A 17,989-nucleotide genomic window follows, 5' to 3' on the forward strand; every position below is an offset into this window, starting at 1 on the left:
CCCCGTTTCTACCGGTCAAACTTGCAGAAGTTATCGTCAAATATGACTTACATTCCATTTTTACGCTGTTACAGTGGGCAAACTACTACGCCCTCTATCTCTCTTGCGAATCAGGTTGTTGAGATTACTTTTGGTTGTAGACTACAGTTTGATACGCCTCTGATTAATTCCTTAGTTTCTAGGGTCTGATTGATGGCAGACTTCGCAGCTAAGCAGGGTTCCCACCTATAGAGGACATACATCAACAACCGATCTCAATAAAAGTCCAGCATCTAAAAAACTTGAAAGTCCATAAATGACTAAACTTAAATAGATAATTGTTCAATCTTGGCAATACGCATATCATGTCTAAAATCATCTCTGTCCACTCTTACCGGGGTGGCACTGGCAAATCTAACATGACCGCAAACCTGGCATCTATTATCGCTCGCGGCGGACATAGGGTCGCCATTGTGGACACAGACATTCAATCGCCCGGGATTCACGTACTGTTCGGTTTCAGCGATAAAAACATGGATCGCTGTCTGAATGATTACCTGTGGGGCCGGTGTCCGATCTCGGATACGGCTTACAATGTGAGTTCGCTGCTGCCAAAATTAGCCCGTAACGGCAGCCTCTACCTGATTCCTTCGAGCATTAAAGCAGGGGAGATAGCGCGAGTGTTGCGGGAAGGCTACGACGTGGGACTGCTTACCGACGGCTTTCAAGAACTGATCGATGTTCTGAACTTAGACTACCTATTTATCGACACGCATCCGGGACTCAACGAAGAAACCCTGCTCAGCATTACGATTTCCGACATCCTGCTGCTGATTCTGCGTCCGGATCAGCAAGATTTTCAGGGAACGGCTGTCACGGTAGATGTGGCCCGCAAATTAGAAGTCCCCAAGATTTTGATCACGATTAACAAAGCCCCAGAATCCTTGGATTTCGACGATTTGAAGCGGCAAGTAGAGAGTATTTATGACATCCCAGTTGTAGGGGTGCTGCCCCACAGCGACAAGATGATGCTGTTAGCGAGCAAGGGGGTGTTTGCCTTGCACTTCCCTAAGGACCCTCTAACTCAGGTGGTGGAAGGGATTGCCAAACAGATTTTGGGATAATTTGATGTAATCAGAGCGGTGGGGTCTCAATTCCTGGGGCGCGATGTCCTGCAAGCGCGATCGCGAGTGCTGTGGAGGAACTTTTTCGGCGACAATATTTGCTTAAGGAGTCAGGAGAATGGCGACAAAATGAGATACAAATAGATTATGATAATTTGTTAAAAAACTTTAGGAGGAGAACTCATGGATTTTGACTGGCGCATACTAATAGTATTGAGTCCCGTTTTGTTGGCGGGCGGCTGGGCTGCATACAACGTCGGCACTATAGCTCTCAAACAAGTGGAGAAATTGTTGAATAAGGAAACTTAAACTCAGCATTTTCACCGTAATTTCGTAGCCGACTGTTTGTTGAGATACAAAAACAGTCGGCTGATTTGTGCATTGGCTTTCAGCAGAGGGAGGGCTGATGCCATTTGAGATTTGAAATTTGAAATTTGAAAATAGCGCATAACTTACTACATCAGGGTTTGGATCATGGGTAAAGCAGTTGCATCCTGTTTGGAAAATTGTATGATGTTTAGCCCTCGATCGCAATGTACGACTCCAGACAGATAGGGCGAAAGCCAAATAAAAGTTATAAAGAAATTTGTGCAGAAACTGGGTGCGATCGACCAAAATATTTAGTAGCAAGCGATCCAGGGTAAGAGAAGCCAATTGGCAACAGTGCTGGTAAGCGCGTAACTGGAGAGCTTGATATTTTGCGATCGGCTCAGCATTTGTGATGAGATGGCGATACAAATATTTAGCAAGCACGTTCCCGCAGAAAATATGAGACAATCGCAAAAGTATTTGGTCTGAAAATCGCCCTACAAACTGCGAAGTTTAACCTGTAGGGAATATCGGTCAAATTGTCAATGTTTAACTCCTATATCTTTAGATAGATTATGCTTTTTCCCCGAGCTAGCGGCATTTTACTCCACCCGACATCTTTCCCCAGCCGATTTGGCGTTGGGGATATGGGAATAGAAGCATATCGCTTTATTGACTTTTTAGTAGAGAGCGACCAGCAATACTGGCAGATATTGCCACTGGGCCCGACTGGATACGGCAATTCTCCTTATTCGTGCTATTCAGCAATGGCAGGAAATCCGCTGATGCTGAGCCCGGAAATTCTGCGGGACGAGCAATTGCTCAGCGATGAAGATTTAAATGGTTCGCCGGAATTTCCGCTGGATACTGTAGAATTCGATCGGGCGATCGCGCACAAAATACCACTGCTCAAAAAAGCCTGCGAAAACTTCAAAGCGAAAGCATCGCCGGTGCAGCAAAGAGAATTCTCGGCTTTTTGCGAGAGCAAAGCGACTTGGCTGGAAGATTATGCCTTATTTATGGCACTAAAAGACAGCTTCAACGGCTCTAGCTGGCACACTTGGGAACCAGAAATTGCCCGACGCAAACCGGAGGTGCTAGACAAGTGGCGGCAGCAGCTAAATACTGAGATTTATTACTACAAATACGTCCAGTTCGAGTTTTTCCGCCAGTGGACAGAGTTGAAACGCTATGCGAACCTGCGCGACATTAAAATTGTTGGTGATATTCCGATTTATGTAGCTCACGATAGCGCTGATGTGTGGTCGCATCCTGATTTATTTTGTTTGGATGAAGCAAGCGGAGAACCAGCTTTAATGGCGGGAGTTCCGCCGGATTACTTCAGTGCAACAGGTCAATTGTGGGGCAATCCTGTTTACAATTGGGAGGCTTTGGAAGCAACTAATTTTCAGTGGTGGGTGCAGCGTTTTGAGGCGATTTTCGCTTATGTAGATGTGACTCGGATTGACCACTTTCGAGGATTTGATGCTTACTGGGCGGTGAAGCGCGGGCAGAAAACTGCGATGGAGGGAGAGTGGATTAATGCGCCGGGAACGGCTTTGTTTGAGGTAATTAATGAGAAGTTTGGTAACTTGCCGATTATCGCTGAGGATTTGGGGGTAATTACTCCGGAAGTGGAAGCTTTGCGCGATCGCTTCGAGTTTCCGGGAATGAAGATTTTGCAGTTTGCTTTCGGCGCGGGCCCTGGCGATCCTTTTTTGCCTTTCAATTACGTTCGCAACTGCGTAGTTTACACGGGTACTCACGACAATGACACGACTGTCGGCTGGTTCAATCAACTGCAACACTACGAAAGAGATGAGGTTTTGCGTTATTTGGGCTGCATCGATCCCCAAGGAATTCACTGGTCTTTAATTCGCATGGGTTGGTTTTCTATTGCTAATTTGGCGATCGTGCCGTTTCAAGATTTGCTGGGTTTGGATACGGACGCGCGGATGAATTTTCCGGGGAAAGCAGAGGGAAATTGGGGCTGGCGGTATCGGCGCGAGGCTTTGAATTGGGAGGTGCGCGATCGGATCAAAACTATGACTTACATCACCGGGCGCGCTCCCCAGAGAAATTGAACAAACATTGGTAATAGGTAATGGGTAATTGGTAATTGGTACTCAGTCAATAAAGACCGACATTCTAATTAAAAACTGTGGATTTCCAGCCATTACCGATTACCTATTCCCGATTACCTATTCCCGATTCCCGATTCCCGATTAACCTTCATTTTTGGGCTTTACTGAAGGTTTGAGCTTGTCTGCGGTAACAACAACTTCTTTGGCAACTCCGGGTTCTCCGAGTTGTTCGGCTTGTCCGTTATTCACAGCAATCATTACCCCGCCGGCGTTACCAGCTACAACTACCAATTTGTTTGTGGCCTGCCAAGTGCGCACAGTGCCGACTGGCAAAGTTCCCTCAAACTGGGGTTTGCCATCAACTTCAATCTGGATCCAGGATTCTGCCTTAAAAGTGAGGCTAACCATGACTGGTTGATTGCTAGATTTATCTAAATTTTGACCAGTTCTTGCTGCTTCCAGAGCATCGTAACTATCGGCTTTATGATTTTTTAAGGCGCTCGATGTCTCAGCAAATAAACGAGCTTGTTCTTGCTGCTCAAGTGCTGGTTCTTTGGTTCCCGCACCGTTTTTTGCTGTCAGAGAACCGCCCATTAACTGAGATAAGACATTGACTGAACAGATAATTAGAAATGTGTAAAAGAGGTACAGGTGCATCGGCCGCAATTGTGGCCCATTCTGCCAGGATAGCTGGGTGGCCGATCGCGCTGGCGGTTCGATCGGGAAAAAGTCAGCAAACTGAGCTGCGTCCAAACCCATTGCTTCGGCGTACCGCTTGATCAAACCCTGAGTGTAAATGGGTTCGGGGAGTTGATCTAGTTGGCCGTCCTCGATGGCTTGCAGCAGATTGCGCCGAATCATGGTTACCACGGCTACTTTGTCCAAACAAATCGACTGCTGTTCCCGGTACTGGCGGAGTTGAGCGCCAATTTCCGCTAGCTTCTTCTGGGGTGGTTCTGGCTCTTGGGAGTGCTGTTTCTGCTTAGTTATTTTGAAGAATAAAAACAATAAATTCTTTGTCATCTGCTGTGCTCCTGGGGATTCAGTGGCACGCTGATTGATGTTAGGTTGACTAGATTCCATAAAAAAATAATTTCTGAATCTTCTAGGGGTCGGTAGCAGCCCGGTGGCAATATTGGCCCAGCGGGCGGCTGCAATTGAATCGGGCCAATGGCTGTGCGGTGCAGGCGCACTACGGGATATCCCAACTGTTCGGCGGTTCGCCGAATCTGTCGGTTTCTCCCTTCTGATAGAATGACTTCTAACAGAGTTTTGTCTCGCGCGCGATCGAGAACTCTAACTTTGGCGGGCAAAGTCTTTCTACCGGACAAGATGATGCCCTGACGCCAGGCTTGCAGTATGGGTTCCGGGGGATCGCCGAGCACCCAAACCTGATAAGTTTTGGCGATCGAGTGACGCGGATGGGTCAAACAAAATGTCAGCTTACCATCATTGGTGAGCAAGAGGGCGCCTGTGGAATCTGCATCTAAGCGTCCTACGGGGTGGATGCCTTGACCTGAGCGCAGTTGGGGTGGCAGTAGGTCGAGAACTTTCGATCGAGCTCTGGGATCGCTGCAAGTAGAAACTACGCCTGCCGGTTTGTTGAGCAACAGATAAAGCTCTGCCGGTCGATCCGTTGCTTTGACTGGGACTCCATCGACTTCGATGAAATCGCGATCGGGATTTGCCTTTTGTCCTAAATGAATAATATTGCCATTAACTCGGACTCGTCCAGCTACAATCATCTGTTCTGCAAGACGGCGAGAGGCAATGCCCCACTGGGCGAGGATTTTTTGCAGCCTTTGGTCAGACATGACGGGAGTGTGGAAACCGCCAACGGAGAGCGGTGGGGGGAGGAAGTACGACACGGTTAATGGATTAACCTTACTATCAATGCTCAATTCCTGGTTGGGAATAAATTTTAATGCTGGATCAATCCTTACAGGGCGTTGCGCCCGGTGCAGATTGTCCTTATGGCATAACCCTGAATGTTGTGCAAAAACTACGAGGAAAAGACTCGTGGCAGGCGATTGCCTGCACCCTTAGTTTGTTGCTGGTTTGAGATGTGTGGGTCTGACCCGACTATTCACCAACACTACCATAAAACCGGTACTGCTGGTTAATTTTATACGCTCGATCGCGAAATTTATCTGGGGATCGCATAACTCGCCAACTCAGGAGAGATCCTGAGGGGGGAAAGGGTGAAAATTTTGCTGCTTCAGGCGTTGCTGATTCCTGATTTCTGCTTCTTTGGTTATGTTATTTAGGGGTTACACTCATCAACCCGGTTATCAGGCAAAATCAAAGGTTGACGGCGATATATCTGTGCAGAAATCGGGTTTCTGAGGCCGGATGCGCGAGTCCTAGTTGAGTTTCTGTGCTTGAATATTAAGGGTTTGTATTCTGAAATTGTTTATGACTGTCGATCGTAACTCTCTTTTATTTGACAATAGAGCTGGCGCTGCTGGCGCTGCTGAAACTCCTAATCTCGGCGAGGAACCGGGGACACCGCCACCGAGCCAAGGCAGCCGGATCGCGAGTTCGGTGCTGTCTCCGGCGGTGCAGTTGTTGCTGCGATCGCAAGTTCAGCAGGTTGACGAGTTGAAGGTGAAAATTGAGGGGAGCGATCGACAAATTTTCAGCGGTGCGATCCCCAAGGTAACAGTGGCTGCGAGCGGTGCTGTGTATAAAGGATTACACTTAACAGAAGTTGCCCTAGAGGGCTGTGGCATTCGCATCAATCTCGGTCAAGCTCTCAAAGGCAAACCACTGCGGCTGCTCGAATCCATTCCCGTAACAGGCGTTTTGAGGCTCAGCCAAGCGGATTTGAATGCGTCGCTGAAAGCGCCTTTGCTGGCTGATGCTTTGAGCGAGTTTTTGCTACCAATGCTGCCGTTGACCGATCGCGAAAAGTCGCTGAAGTTAGAAAATTCGCAGATCACAATTGAGGCAGGGAAGTTGACGCTTTCGGCGACTCTTTTGGGCGCTGGCGACACGCAAATTCCTGTTGTATTGCGGACTGGTTTGCGGATAGCCAGCGGTCGCGAATTGGTGTTTGAAGCACCGGAAATCGAAGTTGATCTAGAATTAAAGAGCAGTGATGTCAATGATTTTAAAATTGATTTTGGGCAGGAAGTCGAGATTGAGGACTTAATTTTGAGTCCGGGGGAGATTGTTTGTCGGGGTTCAATTAGAGTTTTGCCTTAGCCGGATCTCACCCGATTAGACAGGATTGCATAAATCTTTGATTGATAGATCGACCGCAGATGAAAGGCAGATCCACACAGATCAACGCAGATGCTTTTCAAGATAGTTTATGACTTTGGCAATTCAAGTTTATTCGCTCCGACTTGTCAAAAGAAAGACTCGATCGCGGGCAATAACAAAGTCACAAAATAGTAGACTAATGGTGCGGTAAAAACATAACTGTCAGTGCGATCGAGAATGCCGCCGTGACCGGGGATCAACTGTCCCGAATCCTTAACCCCCGCGTCTCGCTTCATCATCGACTCAGTTAAATCTCCCAACAAACTAGCAACCCCAATCAACAGACCAAAAGCAGCCCCAGTATAGGGCCAGCCCGGCCATTGTAAATACCAAGACCCGGCGACGGCCACGGCGATGCTGCCGCAAACACCAAATACGGCACCTTCAACGGTTTTTTTGGGGCTGATGTGGGAGAGGCTAGTGCGACCGAAGAATTTGCCGACAAAGTAAGCGCCAATGTCAGCGGCCCAAATGCAGAAGAAAGCCAGCAGCAGCGAAGTGAATCCTAAAGATAGGTTGCTGTGACTTGTCCAAGACAGGGACGGGTGAATGTTAACGGGCGCATTGCTGGCTACTGTTTGGGAAAATTGGGTTGTAGCAATATTTGCCTGGTCGAGACCGACTCGCAGCCGTACCCAATAGCTGGGCAAATAACCGCCGTAGAACAATCCTAAAATTGAGGAGGCAATATCGGCAATCGTCGATAATTTAGGTTGGAATAACAGGTAGAAACAGATTAAGGTTCCGGCTAGGGGAAACATGGCATCTACGAGTTGCGGGGCCAAGGCCGCAGTAATTAGCAGACCTTGACTGACAGCTAAGGTCGTTTTGGCAGCGGGTAAAATCCCTTTAGCCCGGGCTAATTCAAAATACTCCAATTGACCTAGGTAGACGATGACGCAAAAGCCGAGGGTGAAGTACCATCCCCCCATAATAATCATTCCCAAAGCAAGGGCGATCGCAACTATTCCACTCAGGATACGAGACCAAGGCATAAAATGAATTTCTCACAGCAGATGGCGGGTCAGTCGATTTTAGATTTGAGATTTGAGATTTACAAGGGCAGATGAATCTGGGAGGTTGAACCTTAGTCTAAAATTGTGGTTTTGGGCAGGGGTTAGTCGATTTGGGATTTGGGATGCAAGGATTGTTAAGGTACGGGTTTCTCGCTTGTACAGCCAACCGCATCACCAATTGGCGATCCAAAATCTCAACTCAGGCGATCGATCCAGCTATGGTCGCCCTTACTCTAAGTATGAACGTTAAGCGAACGTAAAAAAGGTTAAGAATTACATTTAGTGTTTGATTCTCAGTCATCCAGCGTCTGGGCCCACATCATCATCTTTGATTTGGTGTGGAAGTATGTCAGTCTAATGACTGATGACTAATGACTGATGACTAATGACTAATGACTAATGACTAATGACTAATGACCAATGACTAATCAAGCTTTTCGCCGCTGAGAATAAAGATGGGATTGACGGCTGCAAAGGTTTGACTCAGGCCGCGAGTCTCTAAGCGGTTGACGGCGGACTGGACTACTTCGATGTTGCGGACTTGCAACTCGGCGAAGCTTTCGGAAAGGGCGTAAAGATTTTCTAAATTCGATGCTGTGGCGACAACTCGACCGCGGGGCTGCAAGTACCGCCAGACTTCCTTGAGAATCATTTTAATGGGGCGACCTCCTTCGATGCAGACTCGGTGGGGGGCTTGGGATAGGTTTTCGAGGCATTCTGGGGCGCTACCTTCGATGACTTCTACGTTTTTGAGCTCGAATCGATCGCAATTTCTGCGAATCAAGCTGGCTACTTCTTCGTCCCTTTCGACGGCGATAATCCGACCTTTGGGACAAAGCAAACCTGTTTCTACAGCAATTGTACCAGTACCTGCGCCGATGTCCCACACTAATGAATCTGCTTGCAGTCGCAGGTGGGAGAGTAACAGCAGTCGGACTTCTCGCTTACTCATGGGAATTCCCGGTAAACGTTCAAATAAGTCATCGGGAATACCAGGAGTCACGTAGGGCCAAAGCATAGTTTTATTTTTAATGGAAGGAAGAAGGAAGAAGGAAGAAGGAAGAAGGAAGAAGGAAGAAGGAAGAGGGAAGAAGGAAGAGGGAAGAGGGAAGAGGGAAGATTTTTCCCATCTCCCACTATCCCTCATTTCCCCATTTCCCCCAATCCTTAATGTTTACTCTCGCACAACTTTGAGGGTTTGGAGGCTTCTATCGCTGCAACCTGTGATTTTTCCGCCTGCTGCAAGGACTTGTTGCAGGTAGTCAAGGGCTTGTGGGGTAATGATTTCACCGGGCATCAAAACTGGTATTCCTGGGGGATAGGGACAGATGAGTTCGGCGCTGAGGCGATCGACCGCTTGGTCTATTCTTACCGTTTCCGCCGGGGAAAAGAAGGCCTCGCGGGGGGAAAGTGGGGGAGTGGGAGAGGGGGAGAGGGGGAGAGGGGGAGAAGGGGAGAGGGGGGGATAGAAAAAATCTTCCTGATCCCTGATTCCTAATTCCTTAAACATCGATCCGTTAAATCCGTTAAATCCCGCACATTGCTTGCTGCCGAACTTGCTTCTTCCTGCTAAAAGCGTAAAAGCTTTAACTAGATTTTCAATATCTGATTCTGTATTTCCCAAACTTATAATAAATGTTAAATGCTGCGGCATGGGAAGTTCTGCGGTGACTCCAAGTTCCGAGTGTAGAATTTCATCAGCAGCAAATCCTGTAATTCCTAAATCGGATACTTTTACTGTTAGCCTGGTTCTGTCTAATGTGGCAAAACCGGGCGTGTTTGATAGTTCTAAAACTGATAAGCCGGGAATTTGACTGAGACGATCGCGCGCTTTGTCTGCTAATAGTAAGGTTTGCGCCATTAATTCCCTGCCGTGGAGGGCCATTTGTTGGCGGGCGGCGTCTAATGATGCTAATAATAAGTAGCTGGGACTGGTGGATTGTACTAGCTGCAATGCTCGATCGAGTTTTTGGATATTTATCCGATCGCCCTTAAGGTGCAGCATCGATGCTTGTGTCATTGCACCGAGGGTTTTGTGGATTGATTGTACCGTTAAATCTGCCCCGGCTGATAGGGCCGGTTCTGGTAAGTTTGGGTGAAAGTTAAAGTGCGCGCCGTGGGCTTCGTCTGCTAATAACGGGATGTTGTATTGATGGGTAATTTGGGCGATCGCCCGCAAATCCCCGCAAACGCCGTGATAGGTTGGGTAGACCACCATTACTGCTTTCGCGTCGGGATGTTGTTTTAGGGCTGCTGCTGTGGCTTCTGGGGTGATGCTGTTGGCAATATCCCAAGGGCGATCGTACTCTGGATTGACAAAAATTGGAATTGCACCGGATAAGATTAAGCCGGATATTGCCGAGGAGTGGATATTTCGAGGCAAGATAATTTTATCGCCGGGCCCGCAAGTCGCTACAATTGCTGCGATGATTCCGCCAGTCGAACCGTTGGCTAAAAAGCGAGTTGAGTCTGCTGCAAATGCTGCTGCTGCTAACTCTTGAGCTCGCGCAATTACATTTTCTGGGTTGAAGAGATTGTCTAATTCCGGCAATTCTGGCAAATCTGAGCGAAATACTGCGGCACCGAATAAGTCCACTAGCTGCTGGGAGATGCCTTGTCCGCGTTTGTGTCCGGGGGCGTAAAATGGGCTGTGATGGTGGTTTGTGCGATCGCGCAGGGCATCTAATAGCGGTGTTTGTTGTTGAGGGTTTGGTGCTAACACGCTTATATAATTTAAAATTTTAGATTTTAGATTGGGGATGACTCACTGGATCTGGGTTGGGATATTCCCTAATACTCAAGGCCTAATTATAGGCGGACGTAACAGTTAATTATCGCTATTTAGATAGATGTGTAATTTATTGTTGGTTTAGGATAATTGTACAACGATCGCCTAAATATTTGATTGACATTGCAACCGCAGATGTTGGCAGATAAACACAGATGAACGCAGATAAATTTAAGACTTTAATTGCAATCTTTGCAATTAAATTTTACGGCAATTAAACAATGTCACACATTAGTTGTTTTTATTTTTATAAATGACTGGAAGTGGCGACAAAATGTTTGAGAAACTTCTCTATTAGCTGAGCTAAAAACTAACATGATTTTTCCCAACCCTACTCCGTTTCCAGGCCCGCAGATTCCCACTACTGAACCGGGGCTGCCAGAAATTCCTTCGTCGCCACCGGTGCCTGGCTCGGTACCACAACCGATTCCTGCGCCGTTTCCTGAGCCAATTCCCGCACCGGTGCCGGAACCTGTACCTTCTCCGATTCCTCAAACGGTTCCTGGGCCTATTCCTCAGACAATTCCTGAACCTATCTAAATTAGGTTTTAGTCGATCGCGAAATTTAAGATTGTTTGTGAGGTCGATCGCAAAAACCGGGTTTCTCCCAAGTCCCCAATCTTTTTGATGAATATCAGACTTGAAAAAACTCGGTTTTTGTCTAAATTATCGATTACTTGAAGTTGAGCGCACTCTCTTTACAAAGGTCAACAGCAGCCAACTCAGTGGCGTTGCCGTCAGAGTATTCGGCCCTGACCTGGAAAACACAGCCCGCATCCGAGCCGGCGTAGTCAGCTTGATTCCACTCAAAATCTGCTATTTCCCGATCGGCAAGGGGGGCCTTTAGCTCGTTTTTTCCCCAAGTATCCTTATCGGGAGGAGCCATATAGACGGCTGTCATCGTCCTGCCGCTGTTATTAACCACCGAAATTTGGATTGTCCGAGCGAAAACGCTAGCTGCTGTCAGCGCTAACAGGGGTAGCGACAGCCCCGCAGCGATCGTTACTTTGCTTAACAACTTGTTAACCATTTAGCCATCTACCTCAAGTTCGATATTTATTCAAGCTTAGCTTTAGAAGTTAGAAAAGAGAAGTCAGATATATTGCTATTGCTTATGATATTTTGAGACAGTGAAGTGATATGTTTCTAAATAGCTATGCTTACTGCCGGAATTGTCGGACTGCCTAATGTTGGCAAATCTACTTTGTTTAATGCTTTGGTGGCTAATGCCAAGGCGACTGCTGCTAATTTTCCATTTTGTACGATCGAACCCAATACGGGTATCGTGGCAGTACCAGACGAACGGCTGAAGGTGCTGAGCAATATTGGTAATTCTGCCCAAACTGTGCCGACGCGGATGGAGTTTGTCGATATTGCGGGTTTGGTGAAGGGTGCGAGTCAGGGGGAAGGGCTGGGAAATCAGTTTTTGTCTCACATTCGGGCTGTGGATGCGATCGTCCACGTTGTCCGCTGTTTTGACAATGATGATATCATTCACGTTGCAGGTTCTGTCGATCCCCAACGAGATATTGACATTATCAATCTGGAACTGATTTTAGCAGATTTAGCTCAAATTGAACGCAGGCTCGATCGCACTCGCAAACAAGCCCGCAACAATAAGGAAGCTCAAGCAGAAGTGGACGTGCTTGAAAAATTGGTTGTAGTTTTGAATGCCGAAAAACCCGTGCGCCAGTGCAGTTTAACTGACGAAGAAGCTGAATTAGTTAAAGGTTTAGAATTGTTAACAAACAAGCCGATTATCTATGCGGCTAACGTGTCTGAAGACGATTTAGGAACTGGAAATAGCTATGTCGAACAAGTGCGGGAAATAGCAGCTAAAGAAAATGCTAAGGTTGTCATAGTTTCGGCGCAAGTTGAGTCAGAATTGGTGGATCTACCAGAAGAAGAACGGGCGGATTTCTTAGAATCTCTGGGGGTGAGTGAAGGTGGCTTAAAATCTTTGATTCGAGCTACTTACGACTTATTGGGTTTGCGGACTTATTTCACTAGCGGGCCGCAGGAAACTCGCGCTTGGACGATTATCGCCGGAATGTTAGCACCGCAAGCTGCGGGGGTGATTCACTCCGATTTTGAGCGGGGTTTCATCCGGGCCGAAACTGTAGCTTATGAAGATTTGGTTGCTACGGGCGCGATGAATGCTGCTAAGGAAAAAGGCTTAGTTCGCAGTGAAGGAAAGCAGTATGTTGTACAAGAGGGCGATGTGTTGTTGTTCCGATTTAATGTGTAGTCTTTTAAGGAGATAAGCAAATGGATATCGTTTCGCTGGCAATTGCTTGGCTAGTAACATCGGTGAGCTTTTTTATTATTTCCAAGTTACCCATCGGGGTGGACATTGACACTTTTGGAAAAGCGATGGTTTCGGCGGCAGTTTTTGGATTGCTGAATGCTTTGGTGCGGCCGCTTTTTGTGGTTTTTGGTTTTCCCTTTGTATTGGTAACTTTTGGTTTGTTTATGATTGTTATCAACGCTGCTATCTTTGGATTGGCGGCTTGGCTAGTCGAAGGATTTCGCTTGCGGTGGGGAATTTGGAGTGCTTTGTTGGGCGCTGTAGCCCTCGGTTTTATTAACTCTATTCTTTATCAGTTGTTGAGTACGCTGCCAAGTCGGTAGAGAAAGTAACGCGGAAGGGGCGGGTTTATCTGTCTTGTTAGCTATAGCAAATATCCCCGGCTAAACCCGCCCCTAATGACTAATGACTAATGACCAATGACCAATGACCAATGACCAATGACCAATGACCAATGACCAATGACCAATGACTAATGACCTATGAGGAGTAATTGTCAGGGATAAAAGCATCTCGACTGCGACTATTTTCCACAGGCCAGTCTGGATGTTCCCCGCCGATAATCAATTCTTCAACCGTCACGAATTCTTTGCTTAGTTGCTGGAAAACATTAATTAAAATATCGATGCCGATAGCGTCGCTAGTCCCTAAATCAAACCAACAGCGAGCCCAAGCACCTTGATACTCCATTTCTCCCATATTGTGCATCAAAGCCATCATGCTTTGGTCGGCTAGATTAACATCGTAATCCATGTCACTGATATCTAAGCCTTCATCTTGAACTTGCAAATTTTCTGCATTAAATCCTCCGAGTTTTCCCAAGAAAAACCAAGAGTCAAATACTTCTTCAACATACTGTTTTTCACCGTTTGAAGGCACGTTGCTAAACTTCAGCCAAATCCAGAGGTCAAAGGGGTTAAACTCGCGAAACTGTACTTTCATGGTGTTTTGGTATTTTTATAGTGGTGGTAAAGCCGTCGGCCCCCAGATGCCATCTGCATCTCTAATTTTATCGCGCATTGGGTCGCAGTTGCGAGGTTGGCTGTCGAGACGGTTGCGGGTTTTGCACTGCTGAAAGAAGATTTCGGCTACTAAACTGCGCGGTAGTTGGTCTGGTTTTACTAAGGCTGCGTCGAAGTTTTGGCGGGCTTCTTCTAGTAGGGTTTTGTTGGTGTCTTTTCCCCTGGCTTGGGAAAATAAGATTTGTGCTTTGAGATAAAGAATTTCTGGATTGTTTGGTGTTTCTGCTAGGGATTTGTTGGCAAATTCTAGGGCGCGATCGTATTTTTTCAAGTCTCGATAGCCTACTGCCATGCCGCGATAAGCTAAGTAGCGGGGAGAAGCTTTTTCTTCGAGTCGTTTAATGGCTTCGCTGGGGTTGGAAAAGGGCAGGTTTGTGGCTAGCATTAAGTCCATGTAGCCTTTGAGCAGGTTTAGTTCGGGGTCGTTGGGAGCTATTTTTTCGGCTTCATCTAGGTATTGAAATACTACTCGCAGTTTGTTGAGTGCTTGGGGCGCGCCTTTGGCTGTTCCTTCTTTGGCTATGGCATTTGCTCCTTCTAGAAAGTGACCGACTGCTGTGTATAGGTTACCGCGTAATGGGTTGGTTTTGCTCAAGTTTTCGCCTACTTCGCGGGTTTTTTGCGCGTAGGAATTCATCGACTTGAAGTCCTGCTCGATGTAGGATAGGGAGGCTGCCATTGCATAGGCTAGCGGCTCGTTTGGTTCGGCTAATAGTGCTTGTTGAACTTGGACTTTTGCTTGTTTGTAGTTTCCTTGTTCAAACATTGTTTTGAAGGCTGCTTCGGTGTTTGGCCCGATCGCCTGTGGGTTGCTGCTGCGAAAGGGATCCCCCGCTACTGCGGAGTTAATGCAGAGGCCCAAGACGATCGCACTTGCTCCAAGGGCGATCGCCCGCACTGTCTGTTTAGAATTTAACATTTGTTTCCCAAGCGATGCTAAAGGGTTTTTTGTCATGGTCAATTCCCACTCGTGTAATATAGTGTAAACTAGAAACCTATGAGTTGCGTTCTCAGACCAAGAGAGCCGCGAGCAAAAAAAGAATTGAATTTGCTTGATTTTTTCCGGTTTTTGCGGTATATTTTAATAATGGGACTGTGACTAATTATATATGAAGAGACGGATTTCCATTATTAAAATATACCATGAAACAGGTTAATAGTCAAACGCCAAAGCTCGAAAAAAAAACGAAAATTTTTGTAAAGATTTATGTAAATTTTATGTAAAATCATTTTGGGCGATCGGCATGATTTTAAAACAGCCTTAACTATTAATAGCACAACCAGAAGCTGAAGGATACGAGATTACCGATTACCGATTCCCGATTCCCAATTCCCAATTACCAATTGCGTTAATGCTTTATCTAAAAAACTTAGTTTATCATCCTACAGCCTGTCCGAATGCTATTCTTAAAAATGTTAACTTAGAACTGCCATCGCAGCAAATGGGGCTGATTGTAGGGCGCAGCGGTTCCGGCAAAAGTACGCTATTAGAAATATTAGCAGGTTTAGCAGAAAAAACTAGCGGCGACATCCGCTGGCGGGAACAAGAGTTAACACCGGAACACTTGCAACAGTTAGGAGGTTTAGTGTTCCAGTTTCCCGAAAGGCATTTTTGCGGAGGCACAATTTTAGAAGAATTGCGACTTGGACATCCTGAATTGGGACAAGAACAAATTAACTCAGCAATGGCAGAAGTGGGACTCGGACATTTGCCACTGAAGGCTTCCCCGCACGCTTTGAGTGGTGGACAACAGCGCCGGGTAGCCCTGGCGGTGCAGCTAATTCGCCAGCCGCATTTGCTGCTTTTGGACGAACCGACGGCGGGTTTGGATTGGTCGATGCGTCGGCAGTTGGTAAGCTTGTTGGGTAAGTTGAAAAGTCACTGGACTTTGTTGATTGTCACTCACGATGCTAGCGATTTGTTGGGCGTTGCTGATAAATTTTGGACTTTAGATCATGGCGATTTGCAGGAGGTCGATCGGGCTAAGTTAGAAGCTAAGGAAACGAGTTTTATTTAGGTATTTTTTAGGTTTGACTCGATTTTACGGCGAATAGAATTCGCGCCTACACAAACAATGTCCGCCTGCGCGGACTGAATAAAAGAGTAGAAATAAAATTCGCATTTAGCTCTTCTCCTATCCAATTGCTAGGGATAAACAAAAGGTTCGTAGTGAGGACTTTAGTCCTTCTTGATGCGGACTAAAGTCCTCACTACGAACCTGTCTTAGAAAAAAATGGTGAATATAATTTACCTGCGAAACGAATTCAGCCGATTATAACGGCATATAAAAGTTACAAGAGAATCAGATGAATGAGATTGAAATGCCCGTGTTGCCAGAAATGAATGAGTTGTGGCAACAAACGCTTAATTGGCAGCCGAATGAGTCGCAGCAGCAACAATTTCAGCGGCTTTATGAGTTGATTGTTGAGGGAAATCGTTCCTTGAATTTAACTCGAATTACTGAGCCTGTTGAGTTTTGGGAAAAACATTTGTGGGATTCTCTGCGGGGAATTGCGAGACTGTTGCCACCTCATCACAATTCGACAGAAAATGCCGATTTGCCCGCTGAATCGGTGTTGAAAGCGATCGATATCGGGACTGGTGGCGGTTTTCCGGGTTTGCCGATTGCGATCGCCCTACCGCATTTATCTGTCACTCTCCTGGATTCTACTCGCAAGAAAATCACTTTCTTGGACACGATTTTGCCGTCTTTAGGGATAGAAAATGCGGTGACTTTGCTGGGCAGATCGGATGAAATTGCCCGACAGTTGCCGCACAAACAAGCTTATGATTTCGCACTTCTCAGGGCAGTTGGAGCAGCTTCTGTGTGTGCTAAATGCGCCCTGCCACTGCTGAAAAATAATGGTTTGGCTGTACTTTATCGGGGGAATTGGACGGCGGAGGAAGAGACGGAGTTGCAAAGTGCGATCGAGCGTTTGGGCGGCACACTTGAGTCAGTCGAATCATTCACAACGCCGACGAGTCAAGGCGCGCGCCACTGCGTTTACTTGCGGAAAACTGTACAGCAGTTCGATCGCCCGATTCTATAGTAGGGACATGGCACTGCCCATTAGTGTCAACTTAAGCCTGAAAACCTTTGTATCTCTCGTTTTTAGCAGAGGCCAGATCCCCCTAAATCCCCCTTAATAAGGGGGACTTTGAGAATGCTCTTGTCCCCCCCTTCTTAAGGGGGGCTAGGGGGGATCTGGCCTGGTAAACAGCAGTCTGTAACTACGTTTGACGTTAAGTTGACACCTATGGGCACTGCCGTGTCCTGTATTTGATCTAATTGAAAACTAACCGATCGCCTTTTCGTAGCGCTTGTTAACTTCCGTCCAATTAACCACATTCCACCAAGCTTTCAAATAGTCAGCGCGGAGGTTTTGATAGTTGAGATAATAAGCGTGTTCCCAAACATCATTGCCCATGATTGGATAGTTGCCATCCATGAAAGGAGTGTCTTGATTAGCAGTAGTTGCAATCTCTAGTTTGCCTGCTTTGTTGCGAACCAGCCAAACCCAACCGCTGCCAAAACGCTTAGTTCCAGCCTCGTTAAATTTGGCTTGAAAATCGCTAACACTGCCGAATTCTTGCTTGATTGCTGTGGCAATTGATCCTGTGGGTTCGCCGCCGCCTTTAGGACTCATAATTTCCCAAAACATACTGTGATTGAGGTGTCCGCCGCCGTTATTCCGCACGGCTGTGCGAATATCTTCCGGCACTTTGCTCAAATCTCTGAGCATATTTTCCGCACTAATATCTTTAAGTTGCGGGTGTTTGCTGACAGCTTCGTTGAGGTTTTTAACGTAGGCGGCGTGATGTTTGTCGTGGTGAAATTGCATTGTCCGCGCGTCGATGTGCGGTTCTAAAGCGTTGTATTCGTAAGGCAGAGGTGGCAGTGTAAAAGGCCCTGGAGTTTGAGCTATTTTTGTGTCTTTGGGAGCTGAACTTGCTTGCACTACAGTATTTCCTGATGCTTGGCAAGCACCTAGGGTAATAGATCCGACACTAGCTGTCAGCAAATACAAAAAATCTCGGCGTTTGAGAGTCATAAAAGATACCTAAGTTGATTATTAACTGTTCGCTCTCAG

General features: G+C 46.7%; 18 protein-coding genes. 9 read left to right on the forward strand and 9 right to left on the reverse strand.

The window, feature by feature from the left end; all coding sequences use genetic code 11:
* Nucleotides 1-344: 344 nt before the first annotated feature.
* From QUB52_RS02960 to malQ, 3 genes are all read left to right on the forward strand, one after another.
* Nucleotides 345-1,103: a MinD/ParA family ATP-binding protein gene (locus QUB52_RS02960; RefSeq protein WP_265235803.1), complete on the forward strand. Its 759-nt coding sequence runs from the start codon at nucleotides 345-347 to the stop codon at nucleotides 1,101-1,103.
* 183 nt (nucleotides 1,104-1,286) lie between these two features.
* On the forward strand, nucleotides 1,287-1,412 hold the full coding sequence (locus QUB52_RS02965; RefSeq protein WP_265235804.1) for a photosystem II protein Y: 126 nt from the start codon (nucleotides 1,287-1,289) through the stop codon (nucleotides 1,410-1,412).
* 575 nt (nucleotides 1,413-1,987) lie between these two features.
* Complete coding sequence (gene malQ, locus QUB52_RS02970; RefSeq protein WP_332972387.1) at nucleotides 1,988-3,496, forward strand: 4-alpha-glucanotransferase; 1,509 nt, start codon at nucleotides 1,988-1,990, stop codon at nucleotides 3,494-3,496.
* Between the two features lie 141 nt (nucleotides 3,497-3,637).
* Here malQ and QUB52_RS02975 read toward each other — a convergent pair whose 3' ends face one another.
* Both QUB52_RS02975 and QUB52_RS02980 read right to left on the reverse strand, forming a co-directional pair.
* Complete coding sequence (locus QUB52_RS02975) at nucleotides 3,638-4,579, reverse strand: helix-turn-helix domain-containing protein (RefSeq protein WP_332976112.1); 942 nt, start codon at nucleotides 4,577-4,579, stop codon at nucleotides 3,638-3,640.
* Nucleotides 4,516-5,310 carry a pseudouridine synthase gene (locus QUB52_RS02980; protein WP_265235807.1) on the reverse strand — a complete coding sequence of 265 codons (795 nt, stop codon included), beginning with the start codon at nucleotides 5,308-5,310 and terminating at the stop codon, nucleotides 4,516-4,518. Before QUB52_RS02980 ends, QUB52_RS02975 begins: the two co-directional genes overlap by 64 nt.
* Before the next feature lie 601 nt (nucleotides 5,311-5,911).
* Here QUB52_RS02980 and QUB52_RS02985 point away from each other — a divergent pair.
* Complete coding sequence (locus QUB52_RS02985) at nucleotides 5,912-6,703, forward strand: LmeA family phospholipid-binding protein (protein WP_332965729.1); 792 nt, start codon at nucleotides 5,912-5,914, stop codon at nucleotides 6,701-6,703.
* 146 nt (nucleotides 6,704-6,849) lie between these two features.
* Here QUB52_RS02985 and QUB52_RS02990 read toward each other — a convergent pair whose 3' ends face one another.
* From QUB52_RS02990 to QUB52_RS03000, 3 genes are all read right to left on the reverse strand, one after another.
* Entirely contained in the window at nucleotides 6,850-7,758 is a 909-nt protein-coding gene (locus tag QUB52_RS02990) for a phosphatidate cytidylyltransferase (protein WP_265235809.1), read from the reverse strand.
* Between the two features lie 445 nt (nucleotides 7,759-8,203).
* Nucleotides 8,204-8,797: a precorrin-6Y C5,15-methyltransferase subunit CbiT gene (gene cbiT, locus QUB52_RS02995; RefSeq protein WP_332972389.1), complete on the reverse strand. Its 594-nt coding sequence runs from the start codon at nucleotides 8,795-8,797 to the stop codon at nucleotides 8,204-8,206.
* A gap of 156 nt (nucleotides 8,798-8,953) precedes the next feature.
* Nucleotides 8,954-10,501 (reverse strand): aminotransferase class I/II-fold pyridoxal phosphate-dependent enzyme, encoded by a 1,548-nt coding sequence (locus QUB52_RS03000; protein WP_332976114.1) that lies wholly within the window; start codon nucleotides 10,499-10,501, stop codon nucleotides 8,954-8,956.
* Between the two features lie 381 nt (nucleotides 10,502-10,882).
* On the opposite strand from QUB52_RS03000, the gene QUB52_RS03005 reads away from it, so the two are divergent.
* Complete coding sequence (locus QUB52_RS03005) at nucleotides 10,883-11,107, forward strand: gamma-aminobutyric acid A receptor, epsilon-like protein (protein ID WP_332974249.1); 225 nt, start codon at nucleotides 10,883-10,885, stop codon at nucleotides 11,105-11,107.
* A 133-nt stretch (nucleotides 11,108-11,240) separates the two neighbouring features.
* Here the strand turns inward: QUB52_RS03005 and QUB52_RS03010 are convergent, their stop codons facing one another.
* Nucleotides 11,241-11,597 carry a hypothetical protein gene (locus QUB52_RS03010; RefSeq protein WP_332974251.1) on the reverse strand — a complete coding sequence of 119 codons (357 nt, stop codon included), beginning with the start codon at nucleotides 11,595-11,597 and terminating at the stop codon, nucleotides 11,241-11,243.
* A gap of 126 nt (nucleotides 11,598-11,723) precedes the next feature.
* Between QUB52_RS03010 and ychF the strand changes: the two genes are divergently transcribed.
* A complete protein-coding gene (ychF, locus tag QUB52_RS03015; RefSeq protein ID WP_332974253.1) occupies nucleotides 11,724-12,815 on the forward strand; it encodes a redox-regulated ATPase YchF in 1,092 nt (363 codons plus the stop codon).
* A gap of 20 nt (nucleotides 12,816-12,835) precedes the next feature.
* Complete coding sequence (locus QUB52_RS03020; protein ID WP_265235270.1) at nucleotides 12,836-13,198, forward strand: phage holin family protein; 363 nt, start codon at nucleotides 12,836-12,838, stop codon at nucleotides 13,196-13,198.
* Between the two features lie 157 nt (nucleotides 13,199-13,355).
* On the opposite strand, the gene QUB52_RS03025 is transcribed toward QUB52_RS03020, so the two are convergent.
* The gene (locus tag QUB52_RS03025; RefSeq protein ID WP_265235271.1) at nucleotides 13,356-13,817 is read right to left on the reverse strand and encodes a DUF3531 family protein; all 462 of its coding nucleotides are present in this window, start codon (nucleotides 13,815-13,817) and stop codon (nucleotides 13,356-13,358) included.
* A 15-nt stretch (nucleotides 13,818-13,832) separates the two neighbouring features.
* Entirely contained in the window at nucleotides 13,833-14,852 is a 1,020-nt protein-coding gene (locus tag QUB52_RS03030) for a Sll0314/Alr1548 family TPR repeat-containing protein (RefSeq protein ID WP_442923206.1), read from the reverse strand.
* A gap of 397 nt (nucleotides 14,853-15,249) precedes the next feature.
* On the opposite strand from QUB52_RS03030, the gene QUB52_RS03035 reads away from it, so the two are divergent.
* On the forward strand, nucleotides 15,250-15,915 hold the full coding sequence (locus tag QUB52_RS03035) for an ABC transporter ATP-binding protein (protein WP_332974257.1): 666 nt from the start codon (nucleotides 15,250-15,252) through the stop codon (nucleotides 15,913-15,915).
* Nucleotides 15,916-16,204: 289 nt separating this feature from the next.
* Nucleotides 16,205-16,948 (forward strand): 16S rRNA (guanine(527)-N(7))-methyltransferase RsmG, encoded by a 744-nt coding sequence (gene rsmG, locus QUB52_RS03040; RefSeq protein ID WP_332974259.1) that lies wholly within the window; start codon nucleotides 16,205-16,207, stop codon nucleotides 16,946-16,948.
* A 246-nt stretch (nucleotides 16,949-17,194) separates the two neighbouring features.
* Here the strand turns inward: rsmG and QUB52_RS03045 are convergent, their stop codons facing one another.
* Nucleotides 17,195-17,950 (reverse strand): superoxide dismutase, encoded by a 756-nt coding sequence (locus QUB52_RS03045; RefSeq protein WP_332974261.1) that lies wholly within the window; start codon nucleotides 17,948-17,950, stop codon nucleotides 17,195-17,197.
* Nucleotides 17,951-17,989: the final 39 nt, after the last annotated feature.

This window comes from Microcoleus sp. A6-C6 (assembly GCF_036705955.1).
In the GTDB taxonomy this organism is placed as follows: domain Bacteria; phylum Cyanobacteriota; class Cyanobacteriia; order Cyanobacteriales; family Microcoleaceae; genus Microcoleus.